20 protein-coding genes and 1 tRNA gene are annotated in these 21,864 nt (G+C 43.9%); all 21 read left to right on the forward strand.

Annotated elements, in window-relative coordinates; translation table 11 throughout:
- The first annotated feature begins 200 nt into the window (after positions 1 to 200).
- The 21 genes from ADI76_RS04140 (at position 201) to ADI76_RS04240 (ending at position 21,804) form a co-directional block, all read left to right on the forward strand.
- Complete coding sequence (locus ADI76_RS04140; protein ID WP_003004214.1) at positions 201 to 467, forward strand: ACT domain-containing protein; 267 nt, start codon at positions 201 to 203, stop codon at positions 465 to 467.
- 18 nt (positions 468 to 485) lie between these two features.
- On the forward strand, positions 486 to 1,823 hold the full coding sequence (locus ADI76_RS04145; protein ID WP_049514876.1) for a PFL family protein: 1,338 nt from the start codon (positions 486 to 488) through the stop codon (positions 1,821 to 1,823).
- Between the two features lie 81 nt (positions 1,824 to 1,904).
- A complete protein-coding gene (locus ADI76_RS04150; RefSeq protein WP_049514877.1) occupies positions 1,905 to 2,594 on the forward strand; it encodes a histidine phosphatase family protein in 690 nt (229 codons plus the stop codon).
- A 123-nt stretch (positions 2,595 to 2,717) separates the two neighbouring features.
- Positions 2,718 to 3,419: a histidine phosphatase family protein gene (locus ADI76_RS04155; RefSeq protein WP_049514878.1), complete on the forward strand. Its 702-nt coding sequence runs from the start codon at positions 2,718 to 2,720 to the stop codon at positions 3,417 to 3,419.
- Complete coding sequence (locus ADI76_RS04160) at positions 3,409 to 4,182, forward strand: M15 family metallopeptidase (RefSeq protein ID WP_037607303.1); 774 nt, start codon at positions 3,409 to 3,411, stop codon at positions 4,180 to 4,182. Before ADI76_RS04155 ends, ADI76_RS04160 begins: the two co-directional genes overlap by 11 nt.
- Positions 4,183 to 4,350: 168 nt before the next feature.
- Positions 4,351 to 5,385 (forward strand): heat-inducible transcriptional repressor HrcA, encoded by a 1,035-nt coding sequence (gene hrcA, locus ADI76_RS04165; RefSeq protein ID WP_049514879.1) that lies wholly within the window; start codon positions 4,351 to 4,353, stop codon positions 5,383 to 5,385.
- Between the two features lie 24 nt (positions 5,386 to 5,409).
- Complete coding sequence (gene grpE / locus ADI76_RS04170) at positions 5,410 to 5,934, forward strand: nucleotide exchange factor GrpE (RefSeq protein WP_342666482.1); 525 nt, start codon at positions 5,410 to 5,412, stop codon at positions 5,932 to 5,934.
- Between the two features lie 367 nt (positions 5,935 to 6,301).
- The gene (dnaK, locus tag ADI76_RS04175) at positions 6,302 to 8,125 is read left to right on the forward strand and encodes a molecular chaperone DnaK (RefSeq protein WP_049514881.1); all 1,824 of its coding nucleotides are present in this window, start codon (positions 6,302 to 6,304) and stop codon (positions 8,123 to 8,125) included.
- A 1-nt stretch (position 8,126) separates the two neighbouring features.
- A complete protein-coding gene (locus ADI76_RS04180; protein WP_049514882.1) occupies positions 8,127 to 8,540 on the forward strand; it encodes a tRNA (guanine-N7)-methyltransferase in 414 nt (137 codons plus the stop codon).
- A gap of 215 nt (positions 8,541 to 8,755) precedes the next feature.
- Positions 8,756 to 9,889 (forward strand): molecular chaperone DnaJ, encoded by a 1,134-nt coding sequence (gene dnaJ, locus ADI76_RS04185; protein WP_049514883.1) that lies wholly within the window; start codon positions 8,756 to 8,758, stop codon positions 9,887 to 9,889.
- 161 nt (positions 9,890 to 10,050) lie between these two features.
- Positions 10,051 to 13,578: a family 20 glycosylhydrolase gene (locus ADI76_RS04190; protein ID WP_049514884.1), complete on the forward strand. Its 3,528-nt coding sequence runs from the start codon at positions 10,051 to 10,053 to the stop codon at positions 13,576 to 13,578.
- Between the two features lie 140 nt (positions 13,579 to 13,718).
- On the forward strand, positions 13,719 to 14,465 hold the full coding sequence (truA, locus tag ADI76_RS04195; RefSeq protein ID WP_049514885.1) for a tRNA pseudouridine(38-40) synthase TruA: 747 nt from the start codon (positions 13,719 to 13,721) through the stop codon (positions 14,463 to 14,465).
- A complete protein-coding gene (locus tag ADI76_RS04200) occupies positions 14,458 to 15,219 on the forward strand; it encodes a bifunctional hydroxymethylpyrimidine kinase/phosphomethylpyrimidine kinase (protein ID WP_049514886.1) in 762 nt (253 codons plus the stop codon). The genes truA and ADI76_RS04200 overlap by 8 nt, the downstream gene beginning before the upstream one ends.
- Positions 15,209 to 15,679: an ECF transporter S component gene (locus ADI76_RS04205; RefSeq protein WP_049514887.1), complete on the forward strand. Its 471-nt coding sequence runs from the start codon at positions 15,209 to 15,211 to the stop codon at positions 15,677 to 15,679. The genes ADI76_RS04200 and ADI76_RS04205 overlap by 11 nt, the downstream gene beginning before the upstream one ends.
- Before the next feature lie 3 nt (positions 15,680 to 15,682).
- Positions 15,683 to 16,246 carry a TIGR01440 family protein gene (locus tag ADI76_RS04210; protein WP_049514888.1) on the forward strand — a complete coding sequence of 188 codons (564 nt, stop codon included), beginning with the start codon at positions 15,683 to 15,685 and terminating at the stop codon, positions 16,244 to 16,246.
- A gap of 128 nt (positions 16,247 to 16,374) precedes the next feature.
- The gene (tig, locus tag ADI76_RS04215; protein ID WP_049514889.1) at positions 16,375 to 17,658 is read left to right on the forward strand and encodes a trigger factor; all 1,284 of its coding nucleotides are present in this window, start codon (positions 16,375 to 16,377) and stop codon (positions 17,656 to 17,658) included.
- 226 nt (positions 17,659 to 17,884) lie between these two features.
- Positions 17,885 to 18,469 (forward strand): DNA-directed RNA polymerase subunit delta, encoded by a 585-nt coding sequence (rpoE, locus tag ADI76_RS04220; protein WP_003010182.1) that lies wholly within the window; start codon positions 17,885 to 17,887, stop codon positions 18,467 to 18,469.
- A 109-nt stretch (positions 18,470 to 18,578) separates the two neighbouring features.
- Positions 18,579 to 19,274, forward strand: coding sequence for a B3/B4 domain-containing protein (locus tag ADI76_RS04225; protein ID WP_049514890.1), 696 nt, complete (start codon positions 18,579 to 18,581; stop codon positions 19,272 to 19,274).
- A gap of 173 nt (positions 19,275 to 19,447) precedes the next feature.
- Positions 19,448 to 21,061: a CTP synthase gene (locus ADI76_RS04230; protein WP_003010189.1), complete on the forward strand. Its 1,614-nt coding sequence runs from the start codon at positions 19,448 to 19,450 to the stop codon at positions 21,059 to 21,061.
- 124 nt (positions 21,062 to 21,185) lie between these two features.
- Positions 21,186 to 21,271, forward strand: a tRNA-Leu gene (locus ADI76_RS04235).
- Positions 21,272 to 21,351: 80 nt separating this feature from the next.
- Positions 21,352 to 21,804 (forward strand): hypothetical protein, encoded by a 453-nt coding sequence (locus ADI76_RS04240; protein ID WP_049514891.1) that lies wholly within the window; start codon positions 21,352 to 21,354, stop codon positions 21,802 to 21,804.
- Positions 21,805 to 21,864 lie beyond the last annotated feature (60 nt).

The following is a 21,864-nucleotide window of genomic DNA, read 5'->3' on the forward strand; positions in this document are numbered from 1 at the left end:
GATGAAATCAGCGTAGTAGAGCCCACTCAACCACTGCGTCTTGCTCGACAATCCAAAAAAAATAAAGAGGCTAGGACTTTTGTCCCAGCCTCTTTATTTTTTTATACACGTTTAATATATCCGAACGTTCCCAGTTGAGAAGGGCCATTTTAAGGGGATTGTGCTACAATGGAAGCAAATAGATAGAATGGAGCAGTGAAATGAAAGCAATTATTACAGTCGTTGGTAAAGACCAAAAAGGAATCGTAGCGGGTGTTGCAACGAAAGTAGCAGAATTAGGACTCAATATCGATGATATCTCTCAAACTGTATTGGATGAATACTTTACCATGATGGCGGTCGTATCGTCAGATGAGAAAAAAGATTTCACACAGCTTCGTTCGGAGTTGGAAGAATTCGGTCAGTCTCTGCATGTAAAAATCAATATCCAAAGCGCAGCGATTTTTGATGCTATGCACAATTTGTAAGATAGGGGTTGAGAATTTATGGACATTAAACAGGTAACAGAAACCATTGCCATGATTGAGGAGCAGAACTTCGATGTTCGGACTATCACCATGGGGATTTCGCTTCTAGATTGTATTGATCCGGATATCGAAAAGGCAGCAGAAAAAGTCTACAATAAGATTGTGACAAAGGCCAAAGATTTGGTAACTGTTGGAGATGAGATTGCGGTAGAACTTGGCATTCCAATTGTGAATAAACGGGTTTCGGTCACTCCGATTTCTATTATCGGAGCCGCAACAGATGCGACAGATTATGTACCCTTTGCCAAAGCGCTGGACCGTGCGGCCAAAGAGGTTGGGGTCAACTTTATCGGTGGCTTCTCAGCTCTTGTTCAAAAAGGCTACCAAAAGGGGGATGAAATCCTCATCAACTCCATTCCTCGCGCCCTTGCAGAGACGGATTTTGTCTGCTCTTCAGTCAATATCGGATCGACCAAGACGGGGATCAATATGACAGCTGTCCGAGATATGGGCCGTATCATTAAAGAAGCATCCCAAGCAGATCCAATGGGGCCTGGTAAGCTCGTAGTTTTTGCCAATGCAGTAGAAGATAATCCTTTTATGGCGGGTGCCTTCCACGGTGTCGGTGAAGCGGATGTTGTCATCAACGTTGGGGTTTCAGGACCTGGTGTCGTCCAACGGGCGATTGAAAAAGTTCCGGGAGCAAGCTTTGATGTATTGGCGGAAACAGTTAAGAAGACAGCCTTCAAGATTACCCGTGTCGGTCAATTAGTCGGTCAAATGGCTAGTGAACGTCTCGGTGTGGAGTTTGGAATTGTAGACTTGTCTCTCGCGCCAACACCGGCTGTTGGGGATTCGGTTGCCCGTGTCCTTGAAGCGATGGGGCTTGAAGTAGTTGGAACCCATGGAACTACAGCAGCGCTCGCTCTGCTCAATGACCAAGTGAAAAAAGGTGGTATCATGGCTTGTAATCAAGTCGGTGGGCTGTCAGGGGCCTTCATCCCGGTCTCAGAAGATGAGGGGATGATTGCGGCAGTCCAGTCGGGTCATATCAACCTGGAAAAATTGGAAGCCATGACAGCTATCTGCTCTGTCGGTCTGGATATGATTGCCATCCCAGCTGATACTCCAGCTACGACCATTGCAGCCATGATCGCAGATGAAGCAGCTATCGGGGTCATCAACCAAAAGACAACAGCGGTTCGTATCATTCCTTATGGTAAGGAAGGCGATATGTTAGAGCTTGGAGGACTTCTTGGGTCTGCTCCGGTAATGAAGGTCAACAAAGCTTCGTCAGCTGATTTCATTGCCCGTGGTGGTCAAATTCCAGCTCCGGTTCATAGCTTTAAAAACTAAGAGAAATCTAGTATAATAGTAGAAAATAGAAAAGTCTGTGATGATGAAACTCCAGACTTTTTTCTTGCAAAAGGAGACAAGATGGCTAAAACAAGATTATTTGTGATTCGTCATGGGAAAACCATGTTTAATACCATTGGCCGTGCTCAAGGCTGGTCCGATACACCCTTGACAGCAGAAGGAGAAAAAGGCATTGAGGCTCTAGGGATCGGCTTGCGTGAGTCTGGTTTGGAGTTTACTCGAGCATACTCCAGTGATTCAGGTCGTGCCATTCAGACCATGGGAATCATTCTCGATGAATTAGGCTTGAAAGATCAGATCCCTTATCGCTTTGACAAACGGATCCGCGAGTGGTGTTTTGGTAGCTTTGATGGGGCATACGGTGGGGAGCTCTTTCATGGTGTCGTGCCGCGCGTGCTGGATGTAGAAGATTATAAGACCTTGACCTTGGAAGACTTGGCCAATGGCATTTGCCAAGTGGACACAGCGAATTGGGCTGAACCTTGGGAAGTTTTGAAAAGCCGAATCTTAGAAGGTTTTGAAGCTATTGCCAAAGAAGTAGAAGAAAAAGGTGGAGGCAATGCTTTGGTGGTCAGCCATAGTTGGACCATTCAGACCTTGGTCTGCCTAATTGAAGGAAAACCAAATCTCAATCTGCCTCTTTCAAATGGTAGTGTTACCCTTGTAGAATATGAAGATGGCGCATTGACGGTTAAGGTGTTTGGAGATAGCAGTTACCGTGAAGTCGGTGAAAGCTTGCAAGAATCCTAGTCCGTCGTAAAAGGCTGACCTTTTGGTCATAGCCTTTTCTTTCTCTCAAAACTTGTAAGAGCTTTCCTACTTTCTTTTTACAAAAAATGATATAATGAAAGAGATACATACGGAGGTAATACAATGACAAAAACCAGATTATATATTGCTCGTCATGGAAAAACCATGTTTAATACCATTGGGCGAGCACAGGGCTGGTCAGACACTCCGCTGACAGAAGCAGGAGAGCGGGGGATTAGAGAATTAGGGCTTGGCCTTAAGGAAGCAGGTCTTTCTTTTGAGGAGGCTGTTTCAAGTGATTCTGGACGCACCATTCAAACTATGGGGATTATTCTTCAAGAACTCGGTCTGACAGGGAAAATCCCTTATCGTTATGACAAACGCATTCGTGAGTGGTGTTTTGGTAGCTTTGACGGTGCCTATGATGGCGAGCTCTTTATGGGGGTTTTACCCCGTGTTTTTAAGGTCGAGGATTTTCATCAGTTGAGCTTGATGGAGTTGGCAGAAGGGATCGTTGAAGTCGACACCACTGGTTGGGCTGAATCTTGGGGTGCCTTGAGTGGTCGGATCAAAGAAGGGTTTGAAGCTATCGCAAAAGAGGTGGAAGCAACTGGCGGTGGAAATGCGATTGTTGTCAGCCACGGCATGACCATTACGACCTTGATTTATCTCATTGATCCGAAAGCTGTCGAAGAATTGGTCTTGGACAACGGAAGTGTAACGGTTTTGGCCTATGAGGATGGCGCCTTTCATATTGAAAAGATTGGAGATATGTCCTATCGTAAGGTTGGAGCAAAACTCCTAGAGGATGGTCATGACGAATAAGTATAGACGCGCACGAAAAAAACGTAAGAAATGGTGGCCTTACCTATTGAGTTTCTTTCTTCTTGTGGTCCTTGGATCGGGAATTGGTGCTTACTTAGCGAAGCCAAGCTTGTTTTCAGGGCTTCAGTTTTGGAAGGCTAAAAAAACAGCTGTAACGACTCCCTCTTCTTCTAAGAAAAAGAAAGAAAAATCAGATTTACCAGCCGTTTCGACAAAAGACTGGCAGTTGATCTTGGTCAATCGTGATAATGTGAAGCCTGAGTTGAACCCACAATTGACAGATGTAGATGCTATCAAAGTGGATAGTCGGATTGTAGAACCAACTCGTCAATTTTTAGAAGCGGCTCGAAAAATTGCCCCAGAAGAAACCTTGATATCAGGCTATCGAAGTGTGGCCGAGCAAACAGAGCTCTATAATGAGCGTGTTGCGCAACTAGAGGCTAGCGGCCTTTCGCACGAAGAAGCTGAAAAGCAGGTGCAGACCCAGGTACAGGTCCCTGGTGCGAGTGAACACCAGACAGGACTTGCCATTGATATGAGTGTCGAAGCTGGCCAAAGTGATGAGTTGGGCATGCAGCTGGCTGCCATCGCACCGCAATATGGCTTTGTGCTTCGCTACCCAGATGGGAAGAGCAACATCACGGGTGTGAATTTTGAGAATTGGCATTTCCGTTATGTTGGCGTAGAAAATGCTCAGTATATGGCCAAGCATCAGCTAGTATTGGAAGAATATATTCAGCTATTGAAAAAAGCTGGCAAATAAGAGGAGATTTACTTCTCTAGGTCTTAAGAATGATTTTTAGCACTCTTGAAAAAAGAGTGCTAATTTTTTGGATTTTTCTCTTGACTTTCTTTTGGATGGGTGTATAATAGAATCATGGTTTAGCACTTGAGTGTTTAGAGTGCTAAAAAATGAAAGAGAGGTGAGGTCATGGTTACAGAACGTCAAAATGAGATTCTCAATCTTGTTGTCGATATCTTTACCAAGACCCACGAACCAGTCGGTTCAAAAGCGCTACAAGATGTCATTCAATCCAGTAGTGCGACCATTCGAAATGACATGGCTGCTCTCGAAAAGCAAGGCTTACTAGAAAAAGCCCACACTTCGAGTGGACGGCTGCCTAGCCGAGCTGGTTTCCAATATTTTGTTCAGAACTCGCTTGATCTAGAGCTGATTGATGAGCAAGATGTCTACCAGGTGGTGAAAGCCTTTGATTTCGAAGCCTTTAAGTTAGACGATATCTTGGATGCTACGTCCAAGTTACTAGCCCAGATGACGGGTTACACCGCAGTGATTCAGGATGTTGAACCGACACGTCAGCGCTTGACTGGTTTTGAAATTGTTCCATTATCCAATCACGATGCCTTAGCAGTTCTGACCTTGGATGAATCAAAGCCTGTCACCGTCCAGTTTGCCATTCCAAAGAATTTCTTAACCAGTGACTTGGAAATCTTCCATCAGCTGGTTCAAGAACGCTTCATTGGAAATACAGTTTTGGATATCCACTACCGCTTGCGGACGGAGATTCCACAGATTGTACAGCGCTATTTCAAGACGACAGACAATGTGCTGGATCTCTTTGATTACGTCTTCTCGCAACTGTTTCAAGAACTGGTCTTTGTAGAAGGAAAGGTTTCATCATTAACCTACGCCGATCTTCAGACCTATCAGTTCTTAGACAATCCCCAACATGTGGCCTTGGAGTTGCGAGGGGGAATGCCAGAAGACCAAATGACCCAGATCCTGGTTGCGGAATCCCAAGAGAAGGCCTTGAAAAATGTGACAGTGATTAGTCACAAGTTCTTAGTTCCTTATCGTGGGATGGCCCTCATGCATGTGATCGGTCCCGTAGAGATGGACTACAGGCGTGTGATAAGCCTGGTCAATGTTATCGGCCGAGTACTGGTCATGAAGTTGACGGATTACTACCGTTACCTCAATAGCAACCATTATGAAGTAAATTAAGACCAAATGAAAGGGGTGTATGCCTTGACAGAAGATATCAAAAAAGAAGACGTGAAAGAAGAGGAAGTTGCCCAAACAACTGAAGAAGTTGTAGAGGAAAGCAACCAACCTTCTGAGTTAGAAGAAGCACAAGCGCGTGCCGAAGAATTTGAAAACAAATACCTTCGTGCTCATGCAGAAATGCAAAATATTCAGCGCCGTGCTAATGAAGAACGTCAACAATTACAAAAATACCGTAGCCAAGATTTGACAAAAGCGATCTTACCATCACTGGACAACCTCGAACGTGCCCTTGCCGTAGAAGGATTGACAGATGATGTGAAGAAGGGCTTGGAAATGGTCCAAGAAAGTTTGGTACATGCTCTGAAAGAAGAAGGAATCGAAGAAATTCCAGCGGACGGAGCCTTTGACCATAACTACCACATGGCCATCCAAACCTTGCCTGCAGATGACGAACATCCAGCAGACACCATCGCACAAGTCTTCCAAAAAGGCTACAAACTCCATGACCGCATCCTTCGCCCAGCCATGGTAGTGGTTTATAACTAGGCAATTCTGACGGTAGCTAAAGCAACTCGTCAGAAAACGGCAATCGCTATGGCGTTTGCCTAGCCTCCTTACTAACTCGTCGTCGAAATAATATCGATTTCGACTCCTCGTGTCGTAACATAATAGAAACCTTGTCCGAAACGACACTAAACTATGAAAGAAAGATAAACAATGGTTCAGCTTTACCAATAGTGAGCGAAGCGAACCAAAGGCGATACTCTTCGCCGTGGCGCTATCTTCGCAAACTTTGAGACATTAGGCTCAAAGTTTAGTCAAAGAGATTGACGAAGTCAAGCTCTGACGGCGTCGCCACTTAAGAAGAGTATCAAAAAGAAAAAAAGAAGATAAAACTTAAGGAGAAAAACATATGTCTAAAATTATCGGTATTGACTTAGGTACAACAAACTCAGCAGTAGCAGTTCTTGAAGGAACTGAATCAAAAATTATCGCAAACCCAGAAGGAAACCGCACAACTCCATCTGTTGTGTCATTCAAAAACGGTGAAATCATCGTTGGTGACGCTGCAAAACGTCAAGCAGTCACAAACCCAGATACCATCATCTCTATCAAATCTAAGATGGGTACTTCTGAAAAAGTTTCTGCAAACGGTAAAGAATACACACCACAAGAAATTTCAGCTATGATTCTTCAATACTTGAAAGGTTACGCTGAAGATTACCTTGGTGAAAAAGTAACGAAAGCAGTTATCACAGTTCCTGCTTACTTCAACGATGCGCAACGTCAAGCAACGAAAGACGCTGGTAAAATCGCTGGTCTTGAAGTAGAACGTATTGTCAACGAACCAACAGCAGCAGCTCTTGCTTATGGTTTGGATAAGACTGATAAAGAAGAAAAAATCTTGGTATTCGACCTTGGTGGTGGTACATTCGACGTATCTATCCTTGAATTGGGTGATGGTGTCTTTGACGTATTGGCAACTGCAGGGGATAATAAACTCGGTGGTGACGACTTTGACCAAAAAATCATCGACTACATGGTTGAAGAATTCAAGAAAGAAAATGGTATCGACTTGTCAACAGACAAGATGGCGCTTCAACGTTTGAAAGATGCAGCTGAAAAAGCGAAGAAAGACCTTTCTGGTGTTACTTCAACACAAATCAGCTTGCCATTCATCACTGCAGGCGCTGCTGGACCTCTTCACTTGGAAATGACCTTGACTCGTGCGAAATTCGATGATTTAACTCGTGACCTTGTAGAACGTACGAAAACTCCAGTTCGCCAAGCCCTTTCAGATGCAGGTTTGAGCTTGTCAGATATCGACGAAGTCATCCTTGTCGGTGGTTCAACTCGTATCCCTGCCGTTGTAGAAGCTGTTAAAGCTGAAACTGGTAAAGAACCAAACAAATCAGTGAACCCTGACGAAGTAGTGGCTATGGGTGCTGCTATCCAAGGTGGTGTTATTACTGGTGATGTCAAAGACGTTGTCCTTCTTGACGTAACTCCATTGTCACTTGGTATCGAAACAATGGGTGGTGTCTTCACAAAACTTATTGATCGCAACACTACGATTCCAACATCTAAATCACAAGTCTTCTCAACAGCAGCAGACAACCAACCAGCCGTTGATATCCACGTTCTTCAAGGGGAACGCCCAATGGCAGCAGATAACAAGACTCTTGGACGTTTCCAATTGACAGATATCCCAGCTGCACCTCGTGGTATCCCACAAATCGAAGTAACATTCGACATCGACAAGAACGGTATCGTATCTGTTAAAGCGAAAGACCTTGGAACTCAAAAAGAACAAACCATTGTTATCCAATCAAACTCAGGTTTGACAGATGAAGAAATCGATCGCATGATGAAAGATGCAGAAGCAAACGCTGAAGCAGATAAGAAACGTAAAGAAGAAGTAGACCTTCGTAACGAAGTAGACCAAGCTATCTTTGCGACTGAAAAGACAATCAAGGAAACTGAAGGCAAAGGCTTCGATGCAGAACGTGATGCTGCCCAAGCTGCCCTTGATGATCTTAAGAAAGCTCAAGAAGACAACAACTTGGACGAAATGAAAGCAAAACTTGAAGCCTTGAACGAAAAAGCTCAAGGACTTGCGGTTAAACTTTACGAACAAGCTGCAGCAGCGCAACAAGCTCAAGCAGGAGCAGAAGGTGCACAAGCAACAGGAAACGCAGGCGATGACGTCGTAGACGGAGAGTTTACGGAGAAGTAAGATGAGTGTATTGGATGATGAGTATCTAAAGAATACAAGAAAAGTTTATAATGATTTTTGTGATCGAGCTGACAACTATGAAACAGCAAAAGATTTTATAGATAATATTCCAGTAGAATGTTTGACTAGATATAGAGAAATTATATTAGCTGAGCATGATAGTTCTATTAAAAATGATGAAATGGTAAGGGATTTTGCTACTTCGGTATTGTTGTCAGCTCTAGTATCAGCACTGGTATCAGCGATAATATCGTTAGACATTTCAAGGAGTAAGTTTGTAATACCGTTTACGATTGGCATGATTTTGATTGGAGTTGTATTTCTTATAATTCACTGGAATTTTATAGCTAATACTAAGAAGAGACAAAAAGATATAAATGTTTCTGTACTTATAGGATATTTAAAAACAAAATAGATTTAATTTACTCATTTACAGAGGTTGCAACCCAGCCTCTGTTTTTCGGTAAAAGGGGACTGAATCTCATTTATTTGGGTTTTGTCCCATCAATATGAAAGAAAGGAACTGAACCCGACCTAAATTCTCGGAAAAAAGATAAATCTGTCTAGGAGCATCGCTCCTGCGTCAGATTTCCTATTTTTCAGTCGAATTTTACGGTCTTGGTATCTTAAATGAACAATACTGAATTTTATGACCGTTTGGGCGTTTCAAAGAATGCATCTCAAGATGAGATCAAGAAAGCCTATCGGAAATTATCTAAAAAATATCACCCAGATATCAACAAGGAGCCTGGTGCTGAGGAAAAGTACAAGGAAGTTCAAGAAGCTTATGAGACTTTGAGTGACGAGCAAAAAAGGGCTGCTTATGACCAATACGGTGCTGCGGGGGCTAATGGTGGCTTCGGTGGCGGAGCAGGTGGATTTGGTGGCTTTGATGGTGCTGGATTTGGTGGCTTTGAAGATATCTTCTCTAGCTTCTTTGGAGGAGGTGCAAGTCGTAATCCAAATGCGCCTCGTCAAGGGGATGACCTCCAATACCGCGTTAATCTCAAGTTTGAAGAAGCGATTTTTGGTGCTGAAAAAGAAGTTAAGTACCATCGTGAAGCAAGCTGTCATACCTGTCATGGTTCAGGGGCTAAGCCAGGGACTAGTCCGGTAACCTGTGGACGCTGTCATGGTTCTGGGGTTATCAATGTAGATACGCAAACTCCTCTTGGAATGATGCGCCGTCAAGTGACCTGTGATGTCTGTCATGGCCGTGGTCAAGAAATCAAAGATCCATGTACGACTTGTCGTGGAACAGGTCATGAAAAACAAGCCCATAGCGTGAACGTCAAGATTCCTGCAGGAGTTGAAACAGGTCAACAAATCCGCTTAGCGGGTCAAGGAGAAGCTGGCTTTAACGGTGGACCTTATGGAGACTTGTATGTGGTTGTCAATGTGGAGCCAAGTGATCGCTTCGAACGAGATGGCTCAACCATCTACTACAAGCTAGATTTGAATATTGTCCAAGCAGCTCTTGGGGATACGGTTCATGTGCCAACCGTTCATGGAGATGTCGATTTGGTCATTCCTGAAGGAACCCAAACCGGTAAAAAATTCCGTCTTCGCGGAAAAGGTGCTCCAAGCTTACGTGGTGGTGCCATGGGAGATCAATATGTGTCTGTCAATGTTGTCACCCCAACTGGTTTAAATGACAAGCAAAAAGAAGCCCTTCAAGCCTTTGCGGAAGCAAGTGATTTGAAGGTCAACCCAAAGAAAAAAGGCTTCTTTGATAAGGTCAAAGATGCTTTAGATGACTTATAAGAATAAACGAGTTTCCTTTTGACTAAGGGGCTCGTTTTATTTTGGATCGAATCCAAGAACTTCCTCTCCTAATTAAAGAATAATGAGAACCCTCATTGAATTTATTAAGATATCGTGGTAAATTTAAGAAAACGATTACAAAGACAATTTAGGAGGTCCTGATGAAATCACATCAACCACGTTATGCTATTCGTAAGTACGCAGTAGGAGCGGCTTCGGTGCTCATAGGATTTTTTGCTAGCGCTCAGGTTGTAGCTGCTGATACACCAATGACTACTGACAGTCCTGCAACGACAGTGCCAACTCAGCCAAGCGAGAGTGAGTCGACTAGTTCCCTAAACGAGGACGCTTCTCAGCCAGTAGTAGAAAAACCGACTGCTCCTGCTCCAATCGTCGATCAAAGTCAACCGACACTGCCTGATCGAGAATTGCAGGTGTCAGATCTTGACCGTTTGATTCGCGAAGAGGCAAGTTCTGTCACAGAGTCCGATGTTGCAGCTCAACCAGCGACGGAAACGCCTGCCAAAGATCCTGATCAGGAAGAAAAATTAGCCAAGAAAAAGATTATTTCGATCGATGCTGGTCGCAAGTACTTCTCACCAGATCAAATCAAGGAAATCATTGATGAAGCTAGTAAGACTGGCTATACAGACTTGCATCTCCTAGTCGGAAATGACGGCTTGCGCTTTGTTTTGGATGACATGTCCTTGAAAGTGGGGGAGACTTCTTATTCTAGCCAAGCTGTGACAGATGCGGTTGAAAAAGGGACGAAGGCTTATTACGATGATCCGAACGGGACAGCCTTGACCCAGGCTCAAATGGATGATATTTTGGCCTACGCCAAATCGAAGAAAGTAGGCGTCATCCCAACCATAAATAGTCCAGGTCACATGGATGCGATTCTGACAGCCATGGAACAATTGGGGATCGAAAACCCTCACTTTAATTATTTTGGTACAAAGAAATCAGCTCGGACCGTTGATTTGGACAACCAAAAAGCCTTAGACTTTACCAAGGCTTTGGTAGACAAGTATGCGGCTTATTTCAGCGGCAAGACCGAAATCTTTAACATCGGTTTGGATGAGTATGCCAATGATGCCACAGATGCCCATGGTTGGCAGGTTCTCCAAGCCAGCAAGCATTGGCCGGGTGAAGGGTACCCGGAAAAAGGCTATGAAAAATTCATCCAATACGCCAATGATCTAGCGGCTATTGTGAAAAAACATAAGATGAAACCAATGGCCTTTAATGACGGAATCTACTACAATGGTGATACTTCCTATGGCACTTTTGACAAGGATATCATTGTATCCTACTGGACAGGTGGTTGGAACGGCTATGATGTCGCTTCTTCAAAACTTTTGTCTGAACTAGGTCATCAGATTCTTAATACCAACGATGCTTGGTATTATGTGATTGGACGGGACAAGGCTGGATCTGGTTGGTACAACCTTGATCAAGGTCTCGAAGGAATTTCCAAGTCAGCAATTGATGTTGTTCAAAAAAATGACGGAGCGAAGGTGCCCTTCATCGGTGGGATGGTAGCTGCCTGGGCAGATACACCATCCGCAACCTACAAAAAAGACCTTCTATTTAAGCTGATGCATGCCTTCGCGGACAAGAATGCGGACTATTTTGTAGCAGATCCTGAAGTGGTCGAAAAGGCTCTTACGGAAGCCCCAACTGATTTGGATCACTATACACCAGAATCGCTAGTAGCCTTTACGGCAGCTAAAAAAGCTTTGGAAGGGGTAGGGGTAGACACGACTCGAGCAGAGGCTAAAACCTTGATCGGCAATCTCAAAGCAGCTCAAGATGCTTTGGTATACACAGAAAGCTACGCGAAAGAAGTTGCAGCAAAAGAAGCGGCAGAAAAACTTGCCATGAAGAAGGTCATCTCGATCGATGCAGGCCGCAAATACTTCTCGCTGGATCAGTTGAAACGGATCGTCGATAAGGCCAGTGAGCTGGGTTATTCTGACTTGCACCTTCTGGTCGGAAACGATGGTATGCGCTTCGTACTCGATGATATGACGGTGGAAGCCAATGGTAAAACCTATGCTAGTGACGATGTGAAAAAGGCCATTTTAGAAGGTACCAAGGCTTATTATGATGATCCAAATGGGCAAGCCTTGACCCAAGCGGAAATGGATGAGCTCCATGCTTATGCTACTGCTAAAGGAATCGGCTTGATTGCAGCAGTCAATAGTCCTGGACACATGGATGCCTTGTTGGTGGCCATGGAAAAATTGGGTATTGAAAACCCACAAGCTAGCTTTGATACTGTTTCAAAAACAACCATGGATTTGACCAATGAGGCAGCAGTCAACTTTACCAAAGCCTTGATTGGCAAGTACATGGACTACTTCAAAGACAAGTCTAAGATCTTTAACTATGGAACAGATGAATATGCCAACGACGCTACCAGTGCGCAAGGCTGGTACTACCTCAAGTGGTATGACCTCTATGGTAAATTTGCGGAGTATTCCAATAGTCTTGCAGCTATGGCGCGTGAAAAAGGCTTGCAGCCAATGGCCTTTAACGATGGCTTCTATTATGGAGATGAAGATGATGTTGCCTTTGACAAGGATGTCTTGATTTCATACTGGTCTAAAGGATGGTGGGGCTATAACCTCGCGTCACCGCAGTATTTAGCAGATAAGGGGTATAAATTCCTCAATACAAACGGAGACTGGTACTATGTTTTGGGCCACAGGGGAGATCAAAGCTATCCACTCGATAAAGCTATCCAACATTCAGAAACTGTTCCCTTTGAACAGTTAGCTTCAACTAAATATCCTGATGTCAAGATACCAACATCCGGAAGTATGTTGGGAATCTGGGCTGATGAACCTGCCAATGAATACAAGGAAGAGGAAGTCTTCCAGGTCATGGAAGCTTTTGCCAACCACAACAAGGACTATTTCAAGGCGGACTTCACTGCTCTTAGAAAAGCAGTTGCTACGGTACCAACAGATCTAGCCATTTACACACCAGAATCTCGCGCAGCACTTGAGAAAGTTTTAGATAGCTTGAATTGGAATTTGAGCCGTGCTCATCAAGATCAAGTGGATCAAGAAGTGGCCGCTCTGACCAAAGCCCTTGTGGGGCTCAAGCCAATCACGCAAGTGGGTAGCTTGGCTGAAAATGACGTCAAAGCCCTAGTGGAAGACAAACCAAGTCTTGAAATCGTGGAGAAAGAACTTGATTTTGGCCTTGTGGAACGCACCAATCCAGATCTCGCTAAAGGAGAACGCAAAGTGATCCTGGCTGGAGTTAAAGGTCAAGGTCTTGAGTATGTAGAGGTTTCGGCGCTTGATCAAAGTCGAAAAGTGATCGCTACAGAAGTTGCAACAGAGCCGGTTGCAGAAATTGTTGAAGTCGGTACCAAAGAGGTTGTGACTCCAGCAAGCCCTTCTGTAGAAGCACCAGTGAAATCAGACTTACTCGTGAATAAAATGCTTCCAGATCATTCAACACCTCAAGTGATCTCGAAGGATCAACCAGTAGCATCAGTAAATACCCCGATGCCAATTCCAGCAGCTGTGGAAGAAGCGGTTCGTCCAGAAACAGTAAACTCTGACAAGCAACTTCCAGAAACAGGAGTGGAATCTGCTCTTGGACTCGCTTTATTAGGAGCGATCTTGGGAGCAGCAGGAATGGACTTGAAAAATAAAAAAAGAGACTGAACCCTAGTAGATTGGTAATAGGGCAAAGTTAGGAGGCAGGATGTTCATCATTCTGCTTCCTTTTTGCTTGCAAAACTGTACCCGGACAGTTTTCTTTTTTCACTCTTGTATCCCCTTTTATATCCTGCTAAAATAAAACCATGACACGATACAAAGCAACCATTTCATATGACGGGACCTTATTTGCAGGGTTTCAACGTCAACCGCATGCCCGCAGTGTGCAAGAAGAAATCGAGAAGACCTTGACGCGTCTCAATCAAGGAAGCTCTGTCACCGTTCATGGAGCGGGTCGGACGGATGCGGGCGTCCATGCCCTTGGGCAGGTGATTCATTTTGATCTCCCTCAAGCGCGGGATGAGGAGAAGCTCCGCTTTGCTCTGGATACCCAGACCCCAGAGGATATTGATTTCATCCGGGTGGAGCAAGTAGCAGATGACTTTCACTCACGCTACAAGAAGCACAGCAAAACCTATGAATTCATCGTGGATTATGGTCGTCCTAAGAGCCCCATGATGCGCCACTATGCGACCCACTACCCCTATCCTTTGGATGTGGAAAAGATGCAAGTAGCCATCCAAAAGTTGGAGGGAACCCATGATTTCACCGGTTTCACCGCTTCAGGAACCAGTGTGGAAGACAAGGTTCGTACGATTACAGAGGCTCGCTTGGTCGAGGATGAGGCAAATCATCGCCTGCTCTTTACCTTTTCGGGCAATGGCTTTCTCTACAAGCAAATCCGCAATATGGTGGGAACTTTGTTGAAGATCGGAAATGATCGGATGCCGATCGAGCAGATCGATCTGATTTTGGAAAAGAAGGACCGCAATCTAGCGGGTCCTACAGCAGCGCCAAATGGCTTATATTTAAAGGAGATTCGGTATGAGTAATGAATTGATTCTAGCTATTTCAGGAAATGATATTTTTAGTGGAGGAGGTCTTCACGCAGACCTTGCGACCTATACGGCTAACAAACAGCATGGTTTTGTAGCAGTGACTTGTTTGACCGCCATGACCGAGCATGGATTTGAAGTGATTCCGGTGGATCCGACGACCTTTGCCCAACAGTTGAGCTCTCTCAAGGACGTTCCTTTTTCTGCTATCAAACTCGGCCTCTTGCCAAATGTTGAAGTGGCAGATTTAGCCCTGGACTATGTCAAAGCCCATGCAGGTATCCCTGTGGTGCTGGATCCTGTCTTGGTCTGCAAGGAAAGCCATGATGTAGAAGTTTCAGCTCTTCGAGACGAATTGATCAAGTTCTTTCCTTATGTGACCATCATCACACCAAACTTACCAGAAGCTGAGATCTTGACCCAAAGCAAGATTCAATCGCTCGATGATATGAAAGAGGCAGCGCGCAAGCTCCATGGATTTGGTGCGGCGAATGTCGTGGTCAAAGGTGGTAATCGTCTCAATAAAGAAAAGGCCATCGATGTCTTTTATGACGGACAAGATTTTACAATCTTTGAAGAGCCAGTCCTAGAAAAGAACAATACAGGAGCTGGTTGTACCTTTGCGTCTAGCATTTCCAGCCAGTTAGTGAAAGGCAAATCACCGCTTGAAGCTGTTAAAGCCTCTAAAGACTTTGTCTTCCAAGCGATTCAACATTCAGACCAGTATGGAGTAGTACAATATGACATCTAATCGAACTCAACTCATTGCCCGCCTCTCTATTTTATGTGCCTTGACAGTTGTACTTGGCTACTATACTAAACTCCCAACTCCCACAGGAATCGTTACCCTGCTAGATCTTGGAGTGTATTTTACAGCCTTCTATTTTGGACGCAAGGAAGGTGCGATTGTAGGGGGTGTCGGAGCCTTCCTACTCGATCTGATTTCAGGCTATCCTCAGTGGATGTTCTTTAGCCTCCTCTTTCACGGGGGACAAGGCTATTTCGCTGGCTTCAAGGGCAAAGCTCGTTACCTAGGCTTGCTTCTTGCGACAGTCGTCATGGTAGGCGGTTACGCACTAGCTTCTGCCCTCTTTTTAGGCAATGGCTGGGGAGCTGCTATCTCGGACATTCCCAATAACCTTGCTCAGAATTTTGTCGGAATGGCTTTAGGCTATGTGGTCTATTATGCCTTCCAAAAGAAAGGAAACTAATTCATGGATTTGGAGCAACTGAAGAAGGATACAAAAGAAATCCTGATAGATGTCTTGGCAAAAAGCCGTCTTCGTCAGGGACAGATTCTAGTTCTCGGGATGTCTTCAAGTGAAGTTGCAGGAGGGCAAATTGGAAAGGCCTCGAACATCGACATTGCTGAAGCTATTGTCCAGACCTTGCTAGATGAGTTGAATCCAAGAGGGATTTATCTAGCGGTACAAGGATGTGAGCACCTCAATCGTGCCTTGGTGGTCGAGCGGGAATTAGCAGACAAGAAGGATCTAGAAATTGTCAATGTCCTTCCAAGTCTCCATGCAGGGGGAGCTGGACAACTCGCTGCTTTCAAGTATTTTAAGGATCCTGTTGAAGTAGAATTTATCACAGCCCAAGCGGGGTTAGACATCGGAGATACCTCAGTGGGGATGCACGTCAAACACGTACAAGTTCCGATTCGCCCTATCATACGTGAACTAGGGGAAGCCCATGTCACAGCCCTCGCCAGTCGGCCAAAATTGATCGGTGGTGCCCGTGCTCTCTATCTAGATGATCCTATCCGAAAATCATAAATAAAACTAGCTTTTAGGGGCTAGTTTTTTTGGATGAAAAGAGAGGCAAAAACGTTTTAAAACTTGCAATTTCAAAGTTTTGTGGTAAAATTATAAGGAATGACTATATTATTTTAAGGAGAGACAGAATGTCTGTATCATTTGAAAACAAAGAAACTAACCACGGTGTATTGACTTTCACCATCAGCCAAGAGCAAATCAAACCTGCTTTGGACCGTGTGTTTGAGTCTGTTAAGAAAACCTTGAACGTACCTGGATTCCGTAAAGGTCATATTCCACGTCCAATCTTCAACCAACGTTTTGGTGAAGAAGCTCTTTACCAAGATGCTTTGAACGATCTTCTTCCAGCAGCATACGAAGCAGCTGTTAAAGAAGCTGGAATCGAAGTTGTAGCGCAACCAACTTTCGATGTTGTATCGATGGAAAAAGGTCAAGACTGGACATTGACAGCAGCTGTTGTAACAAAACCTGAAGTAAAATTGGGTGCTTACAAAGACCTTGAAGTATCAGTAGAAGTTTCTAAAGAAGTAACAGACGCTGATGTGGATGCTCGTATCGAACGCGAACGCAACAACTTGGCTGAATTGGTTGTTAAAGAAGGTGCTGCAGCAGAAGGCGACACAGTTGTGATCGACTTCGTAGGATCTATCGACGGTGTTGAATTCGACGGTGGTAAAGGTGACAACTTCTCACTTGGACTTGGTTCAGGTCAATTCATCCCAGGTTTCGAAGACCAATTGGTTGGACACTCTGCTGGTGAAACAGTTGACGTCATCGTAACATTCCCAGAAGACTACCAAGCAGCTGACCTTGCAGGTAAAGAAGCGAAATTCGTGACAACTATCCACGAAGTGAAAGCAAAAGAAGTACCAGCTCTTGACGATGAATTGGCAAAAGACATCGATGAAGAAGTTGAAACTCTTGCTGAATTGAAAGAAAAATACCGCAAAGAATTGGCAGAAGCAAAAGAAGAAGCATACAACGATGCAGTAGAAGCAGCAGCAATCGATCTTGCAGTTGAAAATGCTGAAATCGTTGAACTTCCAGAAGAAATGATCCACGAAGAAGTACACCGTTCAATCAACGAATTCCTTGGAAATATGCAACGTCAAGGAATCTCACCTGAAATGTACTTCCAAATTACTGGAACAACTCAAGATGATCTTCACAAACAATATGAAGCAGAAGCTGAAAGCCGCACTAAGACAAACCTCGTAGTTGAAGCAGTAGCCAAATCAGAAGGTTTCGAAGCAACTGAAGAAGAAATTAACGCTGAAATCGAACAATTGGCAGCAGATTACAACATGCCAGTTGAACAAGTTCGCAACCTTCTTTCACCAGAAATGTTGAAACATGACATCACAGTGAAGAAAGCCGTGAACGTAATCACAAGCACAGCAAAAGTAAAATAATTGAGAATAAAAAGAAGAGCCATGAGGCTCTTCTTTTTTCTGATTTCATGGAGAATCCTGGAATTTTCCTTTGACGAAAGGGGAAATTTATCGTACAATAGAGTGTAACGATAAAATGCGTGATAGATTTAGTGACGAGAAGTTTTCAATCTATCATCGAGGATAGGATGAGGTTTAAGACCGGATCCTTCTCCATTTAGGAAATGAAACATAAGGAGATTTACCCTTGGAATTAGAAGTATTTGCTGGACAAGAAAAAAGTGAACTTTCTATGATTGAAGTGGCGCGTGCGATTTTGGAATTACGCGGACGTGACCATGAAATGTACTTTAGCGATCTTGTAAATGAAATTCAAAATTACCTTGAAAAATCAAACAGCGAGATCCGTGAAGCTCTTCCATTGTTCTACACAGAATTGAATGTTGATGGAAGCTTTATCCCACTTGGAGATAACAAATGGGGTCTTCGTTCATGGTATGCCATCGATGAAGTTGACGAGGAAATTATCGCTCTTGAAGAAACAGACGAAGATGAAACTCCTAAGAAACGGAAGAAAAAACGTGTCAATGCCTTCATGGATGGAGATGAAGATGCGATCGACTACAACGATGACGATCCAGAAGACGAAGAAGTTTACGAAGCAGATCCAGCTCTTTCATATGATGAAGAAAATCCAGATGATGAAAAGAGTGAAGTCGAAGCTTACGATGCTGAAATCAATGAAATCGTACCAGATGATTTGGGTGAAGAAGTTGAATTGAGCGAAGAAGACGACGAAGAAGAGGATTCTGAAGACGAGGAAGAAGAATAAATCATATGAAACAGGGAAATTGTTCCTTGTTTCTTTTTGTTTGCATTGAAAAAAGTGGCGAAATGGAGTATGATAAACGTGTAAGGTTTCCCAATAGGAGGTGTTCCAGATGGACTTTCGTTTAGATCAAAGTTTAGTAGCTCTTGGTATTGATACAGTTGTGGTCGGAATTGCTAGAAATGTGGATCCCCAAGCAGTTTTGCCCCCTTCTTTTCTTGAAAAGAAGAAAGAGCTTGAACAATGGGCGCTCCAGTGTCAGATAGAAGAAGTAGTGGCATCTCCTGTCATCAAAGGGTATACAGACCTCTTGCAAAAAGTAGGGCGTAGCATCAAGAAAAATCCACCAACAGTCCTAGCTCTTATCCGAAACATCCAGCATCGAGGTGCTCTTCCTCAGATCAATAGCATCATTGATATCTATAATGTCGAATCTCTGAAGTCTTTTCTCGCGATCGGAGGACATGACCTAGATAAGATTGAGGGACCGATTGAATTTACAGTGAGTCAAAGAGACGATATCTTCCTCCCGATCCTTTCTAGCGAAAAACATGTCGCACCGACAGATCCTGTCTACCGGGATCAAAAAGGAGTTCTGGCTTGGTTGGATGTACGCGATAGTGACCATTACAAATTTGAGGAGACCACGCAAAACGCCCTCTTTGTCATCCAAGGAAATGCCGAGACGTCAGTCGAGATGCGTTTAGAAGCGCTAGAACGAATCCACAAGGACCTTGCTCTTTGCATTCCTCAACTTCAATTTGAGAAATTTCTCGTCACACAAAATGGAGTGGAAAAGGTCGTGTAAACAGCGAACATTATTTTCATGAAATTTTCAATTTGACAAAGTAGACCATTTGCGGTAAGATATTGTTCGGGCACCTCATTTTGAGGTCGGAGCTCCCTAAGGATTAGGGAGCTATTTTTGTTTTTTCTGCAAAGAGGAATGGCCTCTACAACATTAGAAGAAGAGGAAAGCACATGTCAACAAAATATATTTTTGTCACGGGTGGTGTCGTATCATCCATCGGAAAAGGGATTGTCGCAGCAAGTCTTGGTCGCTTGCTCAAAAATCGTGGATTGAAAGTGACTATCCAAAAATTTGACCCTTATATCAATATTGACCCAGGGACAATGAGTCCTTACCAACACGGGGAAGTATTTGTCACAGACGATGGCGCAGAGACAGACTTGGACCTTGGTCACTATGAACGCTTCATTGATATCAATCTGAATAAGTATTCAAATGTGACGACAGGGAAAATTTATAGTGAGGTCCTTCGTAAGGAACGTCATGGAGAATACTTGGGAGCAACTGTACAGGTCATTCCTCATATCACAGATGCCTTGAAAGAGAAGATCAAACGGGCAGCGACGACGACGGATTCAGATGTCATCATCACAGAAGTCGGGGGAACAGTTGGAGACATTGAGTCCCTTCCATTTCTTGAAGCTCTTCGTCAAATGAAGGCAGATGTCGGTGCTGAAAATGTTATGTACATCCACACCACCCTTCTTCCTTACTTGAAGGCTGCGGGAGAAATGAAAACCAAGCCGACCCAACACTCTGTGAAAGAATTGCGTGGTCTTGGGATTCAACCAAATATGTTGGTCATCCGTACAGAAAAACCAGTTGGTCAAGGAATTAAAAACAAGTTGGCTCAATTCTGTGATGTCGCACCAGAAGCTGTCATTGAGTCACTTGATGTGGAACATTTGTACCAAATCCCATTGAACTTGCAAGCACAAAATATGGACCAAATCGTTTGTGACCATTTGAAATTGGATGTTCCTGCAGCAGATATGACAGAATGGTCTGCGATGGTCGATAAGGTCATGAACCTCAAGAAGCAGGTCAAGATTTCCTTAGTTGGAAAATACGTGGAATTGCAAGATGCCTACATTTCTGTCGTTGAAGCCTTGAAGCACTCAGGTTATGCGAATGATGCTGAAGTCAAGATTAATTGGGTCAATGCCAATGATGTGACAGCCGAAAATGTGGCAGAACTCCTTGGAGATGCTGATGGGATCATCGTCCCAGGTGGTTTTGGTCAACGGGGAACAGAAGGAAAAATTCAAGCCATCAAGTATGCGCGTGAACAGGACGTCCCAATGTTGGGTGTCTGCCTGGGGATGCAGTTAACCTGTATCGAATTTGCCCGTCACGTTTTAGGCTTGGAAGGGGCCAATTCATCAGAATTGGATCCAGAAACCAAGTATCCAATTATCGATATCATGCGAGACCAAATCGATGTGGAAGACATGGGAGGAACGCTCCGTCTCGGTCTTTACCCATCTAAACTCAAACGAGGATCAAAAGCAGCCGCTGCCTATGACAATCAAGAAGTGGTACAACGTCGCCACCGTCACCGTTATGAGTTTAACAATGCTTTCCGTGAACAGTTCGAAGAAGCAGGATTTGTCTTCTCAGGCGTTTCACCAGACAACCGTTTGGTCGAAATCGTTGAAATCCCAGAAAACAAATTCTTTGTCGCTTGCCAATACCACCCAGAATTGTCAAGCCGTCCAAACCGCCCAGAAGGACTTTACACAGCCTTTATCACAGCGGCAGTTGAAAACCACGATAGCAAATAAAAATCAAGGGAGCAGGTCGAAGGACCTGCTCCCTTTTTGTGAAAAAATGACAAACTCTGAAAAAAGTTTGAAAAAAATCTTGACAAAAAAGTCGTTGATTGATATACTAGTAAAGTACTCAATCGCGGGGATGGCGGAATTGGCAGACGCGCAGGACTAAGGATCCTGTGACCGCTTTAGGTCGTGAGGGTTCAAGTCCCTCTCTCCGCATCGGATCAAGATAGCTTCGGCTATCTTTTTTTGTTTTCAAATTTCTTTGTGGTAGAATAGGTGTGAGATGAGGTGAGAACATGAAGAAAAAGGATCTGGTATTGGCCGATGGCCTTTTTGTACTATTGGGAAGTGCCATTAATTTTTTCGGTCCTATCCTGATTTTAGCGATGGGGATAGGCGCATACAAGGATACTTTTAGATATTTTATCGCCTTAAACATATGGAATGTTTTCATTTTTTTAGTGGCGATTGCTTCTAAGTATCTGCTCAGAGATGAAAAAAGAATCAAAAAATGGATTCTTCATCTTTTTCTGATAGCAGGCAGTATACTCTTTCTTGCGTCAATCCTTGCAGTGTGTGAGAATATTCCCTTTCTTGAGGGAGTGCTAAATGGGCTTTTTGGAAAAATGTTCACCGACAGTCAATTATTTGCTGCTTATTTCTATTCTCAATGGGTGGTAGCAGCACTCCTTGTGATCTGCGGGATCGCCTTTCTCCTTTCGCTAAAAAATTTTAAAGAAGAGAATTGAGAGTGGGACAGAAATCGGTAATTCGTTAGAATTCGATTTCGTCGTCCCACCTCCGCACAG

Origin of the sequence: Streptococcus parasanguinis, from assembly GCF_001074805.1 — a bacterium.
Classification (GTDB): Bacteria; Bacillota; Bacilli; order Lactobacillales; family Streptococcaceae; genus Streptococcus; species Streptococcus parasanguinis_A.

Coding starts and splice junctions, on each gene's coding strand:
- ADI76_RS04140 (WP_003004214.1), top strand. CDS start 201: ATGAAAGCAATTATTACAGTCGTTGGTAAAGACCAAAAAGGAATCGTA.
- ADI76_RS04145 (WP_049514876.1), top strand. CDS start 486: ATGGACATTAAACAGGTAACAGAAACCATTGCCATGATTGAGGAGCAG.
- ADI76_RS04150 (WP_049514877.1), top strand. CDS start 1,905: ATGGCTAAAACAAGATTATTTGTGATTCGTCATGGGAAAACCATGTTT.
- ADI76_RS04155 (WP_049514878.1), top strand. CDS start 2,718: ATGACAAAAACCAGATTATATATTGCTCGTCATGGAAAAACCATGTTT.
- ADI76_RS04160 (WP_037607303.1), top strand. CDS start 3,409: ATGACGAATAAGTATAGACGCGCACGAAAAAAACGTAAGAAATGGTGG.
- hrcA (WP_049514879.1), top strand. CDS start 4,351: ATGGTTACAGAACGTCAAAATGAGATTCTCAATCTTGTTGTCGATATC.
- dnaK (WP_049514881.1), top strand. CDS start 6,302: ATGTCTAAAATTATCGGTATTGACTTAGGTACAACAAACTCAGCAGTA.
- ADI76_RS04180 (WP_049514882.1), top strand. CDS start 8,127: ATGAGTGTATTGGATGATGAGTATCTAAAGAATACAAGAAAAGTTTAT.
- dnaJ (WP_049514883.1), top strand. CDS start 8,756: ATGAACAATACTGAATTTTATGACCGTTTGGGCGTTTCAAAGAATGCA.
- ADI76_RS04190 (WP_049514884.1), top strand. CDS start 10,051: ATGAAATCACATCAACCACGTTATGCTATTCGTAAGTACGCAGTAGGA.
- truA (WP_049514885.1), top strand. CDS start 13,719: ATGACACGATACAAAGCAACCATTTCATATGACGGGACCTTATTTGCA.
- ADI76_RS04200 (WP_049514886.1), top strand. CDS start 14,458: ATGAGTAATGAATTGATTCTAGCTATTTCAGGAAATGATATTTTTAGT.
- ADI76_RS04205 (WP_049514887.1), top strand. CDS start 15,209: ATGACATCTAATCGAACTCAACTCATTGCCCGCCTCTCTATTTTATGT.
- ADI76_RS04210 (WP_049514888.1), top strand. CDS start 15,683: ATGGATTTGGAGCAACTGAAGAAGGATACAAAAGAAATCCTGATAGAT.
- tig (WP_049514889.1), top strand. CDS start 16,375: ATGTCTGTATCATTTGAAAACAAAGAAACTAACCACGGTGTATTGACT.
- ADI76_RS04225 (WP_049514890.1), top strand. CDS start 18,579: ATGGACTTTCGTTTAGATCAAAGTTTAGTAGCTCTTGGTATTGATACA.
- ADI76_RS04230 (WP_003010189.1), top strand. CDS start 19,448: ATGTCAACAAAATATATTTTTGTCACGGGTGGTGTCGTATCATCCATC.
- ADI76_RS04240 (WP_049514891.1), top strand. CDS start 21,352: ATGAAGAAAAAGGATCTGGTATTGGCCGATGGCCTTTTTGTACTATTG.